Here is an 8849-nt window from a genome sequence, read left to right on the forward strand (position 1 = left end):
AACCGCTCCAGGACGCCGCAGCACCCCCGTCGGCCGGCCGGCCGTGGCGCGACCCGTCGTTACCCGTGAGCGACCGGGTGGCGGACCTGCTGGGCCGCATGACCCTCGAGGAGAAGGTCGGGCAGCTCGGCGCGTTCTGGGCCGCGCCGCTGCGCCCCGGCGAGCCCGTGCTCGCGGTGCCGGAGGGCGCCACCGACCCCCTGCCCGGGCCGCTGGAGGAAGCGGCGGCCAACGGTCTGGGACAGCTCACCCGGGTCCACGGCACCGAGCCGCTGACCCCCGCGGCGGGAATGGAACGGCTGCGCCTGCTGCAGAACACGGTGATCGAGGCCAACCGCTTCCGGATCCCCGCACTCGTGCACGAGGAGTGCCTCACCGGCCTGCTGTCGTGGACGTCCACCGTCTTCCCCACCCCGCTCGCCTGGGGAGCGGCGTTCGACCCCGACCTGATCGAGGAGATGGCCACGGCCGTCGGCGGAGTGCTGCGCGGCATCGGCGCGCAGGTGGGGCTGGCGCCCATCCTCGACGTGACGCGGGACTACCGCTGGGGCCGTACCGAGGAGACGATCGGGGACGACCCCTACCTCGTCGGCATCATCGGCTCCGCCTACGTCCGCGGCCTGGAGGATTCCGGGATCGTCGCCACGCTCAAGCACTTCGCCGGCCACTCCTCCGCCGCCGCGGGGCGGAACATGGCCCCCGTGACCTGCGGGCCCCGGGAGTTCGCCGACGTCATCCTCGAACCGTTCGTCGCCGCGCTGCGCCTGGGCGGCGCACGGTCGGTGATGGTCTCCCAGAACGACGTCGACGGCGTCCCGTCCACCGGGGACCGGCACCTGATCGACGACGTGCTCCGCGGTGAGATGGGCTTCACCGGCGTCGTCCAGGCCGACTACTTCGGGATCTGGCACCTCAAGCACATCCACGGCGTGGCCGACTCACGCGAGGAGGCCGCGGCCCTGGCGCTGCGGGCCGGCGTCGACATGGAACTGCCCACCATCCACTGCTACGGGCCCCCGCTGGTGGAGATGGTCCGGCAGGGTCGCGTCGACGAGGAGCTGGTCGACCGGGCGGCGTCCCGGGTCCTCACGCTGAAGTGCGAGCTCGGCATGCTGGACGAGGCCTGGGAGGCCGGGTTCGCGGCTCTCCCGGCCCCGGAGCGCGGGGACCTGGACCCGCCCGAGCACCGGGCCCTGGCCCGCCGGATCGCCGAGGAGTCGGTGGTGCTGCTGGCCAACGACGGCACGCTGCCGCTGCGCGCGAGCTCGCTGGCGCTGGTGGGCCCGCTCGCGGAGGAACCGCTCGCCATGATGGGCTGCTACGCCTTCGCCAACCACAACTCCCTGGACTTCCTGGAGGAGATGTCGGCGCGCACCGAGATGGAGGCCGGCGTCCACGTCACCTCCCTCGGTGACGCCCTGGCAGCCGAACTGCCGGACGCGAAGATCCAGGTGACCTCCGCCGCCGACCTCCGCGTGACGCGGGACGCGGACATCGCCGCCGCCGTGGCCGCGGCCCGCGACGCCGACGTGTGCGTGCTGACGCTCGGCGACCGCGCCGGCCTCTTCGGCGCCGGGGGCCGCACCTCCGGGGAGGGGTGCGACGCGGAGACGGTGGCGCTGCCCGGCCGGCAGGCCGAACTCGCCGAAGCCGTCCTGGCGACCGGAACGCCCACCGTGCTCCTGATGATCTCCGGCCGCCCCTACGCCCTGGGCGGCCTCGCCGAACGGGCCGCGGCCGTGGTCCAGGCGTTCTTCCCCGGCGAGGAGGGGGCGGGCGCCCTCGCGGGCATCCTGTCCGGCCGGGTGGAGCCCTCGGGACGGCTGCCGGTGAGCATGCCCCGCCACGCGGGCGGCCACCAGGGGAGCTACCTGCACGCCGCGACGGCCGAGCCGTCGATGGTGAGCACGTCCGACCCCACGCCCCTGTACCCGTTCGGGCACGGCCTGACCTGGACCACCTTCGCCTACGAGGACCTCACCACGGATTCCGGGGTCATCGCGACCGACGGCACCGTGCGGGTCGGCGTCACCGTGCGCAACACCGGTGGGCGGGCCGGCACCGAGGTCGTCCAGCTCTACCTCTCCGACCCGGTGGCCTCGGTCGTGCGGCCCGTGCGCGCGCTCGCCGGGTGGGCCAGGGTGCGGCTCGAGCCGGGCCGGGCCGCCCGGGTCGAGTTCACCGTCCACGCCGACCGGGTCTCCTTCACCGGGGCGGACCTCCGGCGCGTCGTGGAACCCGGGGTGATCCACGCCGAGGTCGGACCGTCCAGCGCCGACCTGCCGCTGCGGGGATCGTTCCGGCTGGACGGCCCGGAGCGCGTCCTGGGTGCCGACCGGGTGCTCACCGTGCCGGTGGACGTCCGGCCGCTGTAGGCGACGCCGCGGGCGGCGGCCGGTGCGGGGCGAGGTCGACGCCCTCCCGGCCGCCGCCCCGACGGCGGCTCCCCGACAACTGCTCCGCGACGGCTGCTCCCCGACAACCGCTCCGTGACGGCTGTTCCGCGACGGTTGTGCTGCGACAGTTGCGCCGCGACGGCTGTTCCCCGACGGTTGTTCCCGATGGTCACGATCCGGTCGACGACCGGGAGGGACGGATTGCCATGGGCTCCCACGAAGCTTCCCGCACCGGCAGGACAGGTCGCCCCGTCCGCTGGGGCGTCCTCGCCACAGGCGGCATGGCCGCCGCCTTCGCGGAGGCGCTGGAACTGCTGCCCGACGCCGAGCTGGTCGCGGTCGGGTCGCGCTCCGAGGCGTCGGCCCGGCGGTTCGCCGAGCGGTACGGCGTCCCCCGCGCCTACGGCACCTGGGCCCAACTCGCCGCCGACCCGGACGTCGACGTCGTCCACGTGACGACCCCGCACACCGCGCACCACGCCGCGGCGAGACTCTGCCTGGAGGCGGGGAAGCACGTCCTGTGCGAGAAGCCGTTCACCCTCGACGCCGCCGAGGCCGCCGACCTGGTCCGGCTCGCCCGCGGGCGCGGCCTGTTCCTGATGGAGGCCATGTGGACGTACTGCCTGCCGACCGTCCGCCGGATCGCCGCACTGGTGCGCGACGGGGCGATCGGTGACGTGCGGTGCGTCCAGGCCGACCTGGGGTTCGTCGCACCGGCCGATCCCACGCACCGGCTGCGCGACCCGGCGGCGGGCGGGGGCGCCCTGCTCGACGTGGGCGTCTACCCGGTCTCGCTCGCGCACCTGCTCCTCGGTCCTCCCGAGCACGTCGCGGCCTGGGCCCGGATCGGCCCGGAGGGCGTGGACGAGACGACGGGCGTGGTCCTCGGCCACGCCGGCGGGGCCGTCGCCACGCTGACCTGCTCGATCGTGGCGGACACCCCGGGCATGGTGTCGATCACCGGCGCCACGGGCCGCATCGACCTCCCGGACGGCCTGTTCTCCGCCACCGCCTTCACCCTCCACCGCCGCGGCCGGGAACCGGAGGTGTTCCGGTTCCCCGGGACCCCGGGGCCGGGCCACCACCACCAGGCCGCCGAGGTGATGCGCTGCCTGCGCGCCGGGGAGACCGAATCCCCGCTGGTCCCGCTGGACGGCACGCTGGCGGTGATGGCCACCCTCGACACGATCCGCGAGCGGATCGGGCTCCGCTACCCGGGCGAGGCGGCGCCCGGCGTGGCGTGAGCGGCTTTCCGCGGACACCGGCGGGCAGCCGGACGTGCCGAGGGCCCGCCGGTCGTCCCGGCGGGCCCTCGGCGTCAGGGGGTCAGGTCACTTGCCCGGCCGGTGCGGGGGCCGCGGCTTGTGGTGGTGGGAGCCGGTGTGGACCCGGACCACGGAGTGGGCCGGCGCCGAGGTGACCGCCTTGCCCGCGGGGTCCTTCGCGGTCGCGGTCGCGGTGTTGGTGATCCTGCCCGCCTTGGCGTCCTTCCTGGTGATGCGGTAGGGCTCGGAGACGCAGGTGGTGGAGGCGCCCGGGGCGAGGGTGGCGGCCCGGCAGGTCACCTTGCCCGCCCGGGGGTCGGCCACCGTCATGGCGGCCAGCGGGGTGGTGCCGGTGTTGGTGACGGTGAAGTGCCAGACGACCACGTCGCCGGGGTCGGTGCGTCCGTCGTGGTCGGTGTCCTTGACCTGCGCCTTCTTGGCGACGGAGAGGGAACTCCTCGGCGGGGTGCCGCCGGTCTTCACCTGGGCGGTCGCCTGGGGGGAGGTGACCGCGGGGCCGCCCGGCACGAGGGCGGTGGCGGTGGCGGTGTTGTCGATCCGGCCGGCGGCGATGTCGGCCTCGGTGACGGTGTAGTGGGCGTTGCAGACGGCGCTGTCGCCGGGGGCGAGGGAGCCGGTCGGGCAGTCGGTCCGCAGCGGGCCGGCGCTGCCGGTGAAGCGGGTCTCCTGGACGGCGATCTCGTCCAGGACGGTGGCGCCGCGGTTGGTGACGGTGAAGCGGTAGAAGATCTCCTCGCCGGCCCGGGTGACCTCGGCGGGTTCCACGGTCTTGGCCAGTGCGATCCGGGGACGTGCCACCTCGACCTCGGCGGTCACCGTGTCGGAGGCGACGGTCCGTCCGTCGTCCGCCCGGTCGCCGTACGCGGTGGCCTTGTTGACGATCCGGCCGGCTGCGACGTCCTGCGCGGTGACCGCGTAGGAGCCGGTGCAGGTCACGGTCTCGCCCGGCCGGATCCTGAGGTACCCGCAGTACGGCCCGGGCGCCGGGAGACGGCTGTCGTCGATGCCCGGTTCGTCGACGGTGACGTCGCCGGCGTTGGTGATCAGGTAGGTGTACTCGATCACCTGGCCGACGTGGGTGACCGTGGCCGGCGAGGGCGACTTCCTCAGGGTCAGCCGGGCGGTCGCCCCGGTCCGCACCCGGGCCTCGGCGGGCTCGGAGGCGATCTCGGTGGCCCCGGCTTCGGCGACGGCGGTCGCGACGTTGACGATCTCCGGCCGGTCGAGGTCCTCGCGGGTGACCCGGTAGGTCGCGGTGCAGGTGGTGGTGGCGCCGGGAGCGAGGGTGGTCACGGGGCAGTCGGTCTCGAGCGGGCCGCCGGTGCCGCCGAACTCGTTCTCGACGATGCGCAGGCCGGTCAGGGTGCCGTCGCCGGCGTTGCCGACGGTGAAGCGGTAGGTGATCTCCTGGCCGTGTTCGGTGACGGTCGCCGGTTCGGCCCGCTTGGCGAGGGTCAGGCGGCGGTCGGGGGTGCCGGTCACCGCGGCGTCGGACTCGTTGGAGGTGACCGGGACGTCGCCCGGTGAGGCGGCGGTGGCGGTCGCCGTGTTGGTGACCAGGCCCTGGTCGATGTCCGCCTGGACCAGCGTGTACGTCGCGGTGCAGGTGGTGGTGGCGCCGGGGAGGAGCGTGGTGTCCGGGCAGGTCGCCTCCGGCCCGGTGCCGTGACCGTCGAAGGCGGTGTCCGCGGCGGCGACCCGGGACAGGGTGGTGTTCCCGGTGTTGGTGACCTGGTAGCGGTAGGTCACCCGCGATCCCGCGGCCCACCGGTCGGCTGCCAGGTCCGCCGTCTTCACCAGGGACAGCCCGGGGACGCGGTCGGCGTCGACGTGGGCCGACGAGTCGTCCGTGACCCGGCGGCCGCCGCCGTCGGCGGTCGCGGTGGCGGTGTTGTCGAAGCCGCCCGCGTCGATGTCGGCCTGGCTGACGGTGTACACCGCGGTGCAGACGGTGCGTTCGCCGGGCGCCAGGACCGTCGTCGGGCAGGAGACGGCGCCGACCCTGCCGTGGCCGGCGAGCCTCGGGTCGTCGATCTCCAGGTTGTCGAGTGTGGCGGTGCCGGTGTTCTCCACCGTGAAGGAGTAGGTCACGCTCTGCCCGGCCTCGCTCACCCGGGCCGGTGCCGCCGACTTGGTCAGAGCCAGGGAGACGGTGGGCTCCACCTCGACGAAGACGCCGTCATGGCCCTCGACGGTCTCGCCGCGCGGGCTCACGCCGGACGCGACCGCGTTGTTGAACAGGTCGTCGCCCTGGTCGACGTCCTGCTGGGACACCGTGTAGGCGGCCGTGCAGGTCATCTCCTGCTGCGGCGCCAGCGTGGTCGACGGGCAGTCGACGGGCGAGAGCGCGCCGGAGCCCGAGAGGACGTGGTCCCGCACGGTGACGTCGTCGAGCCGCGCGTCCCCGGTGTTCACCACCCGGTAGGTGTAGGTCACCTTCTCGCCGGCCTTCGCGACGGTGGAGGGTGCGGCGGACTTCGTCAGGCCGATGCCGGGACTGGGCGCGTGCACTTCGACGTACTCCCAGTCGTGGGCGTGCCCGGAGCGGTCGAACTCGTCGCGCAGTTCCACGTCGGCGCTGTTGTCGATCCAGTCGCGCCGGAGGTCGTCCTCGGTCACCACGTACTCGCGGGTGTCGCATTCGACCTCGGCGCCCGGCCGCAGCCCTTCGGGCGGCAGGGGGCAGTCCACGTCCCAGCGTTCACCGGACGGCCCGTGCCAGTCGTGCAGCCGCGCCTCGGTGATGGTCGTGCTCCCGGTGTTGACCAGCCGGTAGCGGTAGGTGACGACCTGTCCGGCCTCCGCCACCACGCGGGGCTCGGCGTCCTTGTGCAGCTCTCCCTGGACCAGGCCGACGTTCCGGTTGGTGGCGGTGCACACGAAGTCGTCCCGGTAGGGCACCTGCCAGAACAGATGCGGGCTGGAGTACTCCTGGCCGGCCACCACGTTGCCCACGCTGTCCACGCACCGGATGAGCGCGAGGTATTCGTCCGGCGGTCCCACCCAGGACTCCGGGTACCGTCCGTCGGCGTCCAGGACCCAGTACCAGCCGCCGACGTCCACCGGGATGGGGTCGCCCTCCAGGTGCGTCTGTGTGCCGGAGGTGAGGATGCTCCCCATCATCCTGTCGGTGTAGGCCTCTTCCATCCACACGGAGAACTGGTCGTCCGGGCGGGCGCGGCCGCCCTCGATGCTCTTGGCCAGGGTGACCGTCGCCCTGCCCCCGCTCTGCCGGCACTGCGCGCCGTCGCGGACGTCCTCGGGCAGCGCGCCGGTCACCTCGGTCTGCGCACCGCCGACGTCCGTCAGCCGCCACAGCGACGTGTCGTCGGCGCGGACGGTGTACAGGTCACCCATGCCGTCGGTGAACGTCGCGCGGTACGGCACGTCGTCCCCGCCGGGCGTCATCTGCGCCCTCACGCCCAGGTCCGTCAGGGTGCGGGCGACGAGGTCGAAGAACACCAGGTGCGCCTCGGGATCACCGGAGGTGGTCCGTGACACCCCGTAGAAGCCGGTGCCCGCGGGTCCTCGCACGTACGTCCAGTCGCCGGGCATCGCCAGGCCGGACGGCGGCTCGACCGCACCCGCGGCGGCGATCTGGCCGAACCCGTCGGGCCCTCCCGTGACGAGGCTGTACAGCGCCCAGTCGCCGCTGCTGTTCGCCACCAGCATGGCGCCGCCCCGGAAGTCGGCCAGCAGGGTGCCGGGCTCGCCGGCCCCGAACGGCAGGGGCGTGCCGACCGGCTCCAGCCTCCCGTCGGCGTGGATCCTGACCACCCGCCGGTCGTCGACCCGGACACCGTAGAAGTAGCCGTCGACCGTGTTGAAGCCGATGCCGTCCACCAGGCCGTCGAGGGTGGCGGCCTGCGTCGTCGCCCCGGTGGACGGATCGACACGCAGCATCACCGACGAGACGGGATCACCGGACCCCGGGTCGGTGACGTCCCGCACGAGGTAGCCCTGCCCGGTTCCGGGCTGCGCCGAGCACTCCCAGGGCTGCGCGACCGCCGGTACGGGGGCGGTCACTCCCGTACCGGCGGCCAGGGCGACCAGCGCCGTCAGCGCCGACGTGCGCCACTTCCTCCGCCGCCGTGGCGGCGGGGACGGCGGGCCTTCCCCGGCCGGGGCCTTCCGCCGGAACGGACGTGGTGGACGTCCCATGGTGTTTCTCGCTTCCTCGGGCATGACGGTACGCGGGAGCCGGCGGCCGAGCCGCGGCGCCCTGTCGCGCGGACGAGGAGTACATAACCCATCAGATAGTCGTACAATTCGTCGTCTGATGGGCTGTCACCCTTCCGCTCAGTGACACACCACCAGCCGGCCGGGGTGGGGACGCCGCCTCGCGCGGCGCCACGACATGGCAGGCTGTTCGGTCCGGACAGCGTTCTTGGTGCAGTGCGGGAGACAGAGGAGAGATCACCATGGGAAGCCTGCGGATCGCCGTGGCCGGGGCGACGGGGAACATCGGGGCCCTCACCACCGCCGCCCTGGAGAAGGCGGGACACCAGGTCGTGCGCATCAGCCGCTCGCTCGGCGTGGACCTGACCACCGGGGACGGCCTCGAGGCCGCTCTGGCCGGGGCCGACGCCGTGGTGGACGCCACGAACTGCACGGCGACCGACCGGGACGAAGTGGTGGCGTACTTCCGCGCCACGACCCGGAACCTGCTCGCCGCCGGGGAGCGTGCCGGTGTCCGCCACCACGTGCTGCTCTCGATCGCCTGCCTGGAGCGCGTCGAGGGCAACGCGCACTACGCCGGCAAGCGCGAGCAGGAGCGCCTGGTGAGCGAGGGCCCGGTGCCGTGGACGATCGTCCCGGCCACCCAGTTCCACGACTTCGCCGCGATGGTGACGGGCTGGACCGAGCAGGACGGCGCGGCCACGGTCGCTCCGCTGCTCATCCAGCCGGTCGCGCCGGACGACGTGGCCCACGTCCTCGCCGAAATCGCCATGGGCGCGCCCCAGGGCCGGTACCGCGACGTCGCCGGGCCCGATCCGCAGGACCTGGTGGACATGGCCCGGCGCACCAACGAGGCGCGCGGCCGCTCGGTCAGGCTGGTGCCGACGTGGTCGGGGCTGTTCGGCCCGGAGATGGCGGGCGACGTCATGCTGCCGGCCGCGGACGCCCGCATCGAGCCGACCACCTTCGACGACTGGCTCGCCCAGCA

At 73.9% G+C, this 8849-nt stretch carries 4 protein-coding genes; 3 read left to right on the forward strand and 1 reads right to left on the reverse strand.

Annotation, left to right across the window (positions count from 1 at the left end):
* Window positions 1–77 precede the first annotated feature (77 nt).
* The gene (locus HW445_RS10610; RefSeq protein WP_308798824.1) at window positions 78–2375 is read left to right on the forward strand and encodes a glycoside hydrolase family 3 N-terminal domain-containing protein; all 2298 of its coding nucleotides are present in this window, start codon (window positions 78–80) and stop codon (window positions 2373–2375) included.
* 227 nt (window positions 2376–2602) lie between these two features.
* Window positions 2603–3640 (forward strand): Gfo/Idh/MocA family protein, encoded by a 1038-nt coding sequence (locus HW445_RS10615; protein WP_180220780.1) that lies wholly within the window; start codon window positions 2603–2605, stop codon window positions 3638–3640.
* Between the two features lie 87 nt (window positions 3641–3727).
* On the opposite strand, the gene HW445_RS10620 is transcribed toward HW445_RS10615, so the two are convergent.
* Window positions 3728–7708: a DUF6923 family protein gene (locus HW445_RS10620; RefSeq protein ID WP_180220781.1), complete on the reverse strand. Its 3981-nt coding sequence runs from the start codon at window positions 7706–7708 to the stop codon at window positions 3728–3730.
* A 395-nt stretch (window positions 7709–8103) separates the two neighbouring features.
* On the opposite strand from HW445_RS10620, the gene HW445_RS10625 reads away from it, so the two are divergent.
* Window positions 8104–8849 (forward strand): SDR family oxidoreductase (locus HW445_RS10625; protein WP_257230986.1); only part of this gene is annotated, 746 nt, incomplete at its 3' end.

Origin of the sequence: Streptomyces sp. UH6, from assembly GCF_013421635.1 — a bacterium.
In the GTDB taxonomy this organism is placed as follows: domain Bacteria; phylum Actinomycetota; class Actinomycetes; order Streptomycetales; family Streptomycetaceae; genus Streptomyces; species Streptomyces abyssomicinicus.

Excerpts from the sequence above, each read along its gene's own strand:
- HW445_RS10615 (WP_180220780.1), top strand. The coding sequence starts at position 2,603 with ATGGGCTCCCACGAAGCTTCCCGCACCGGCAGGACAGGTCGCCCCGTC.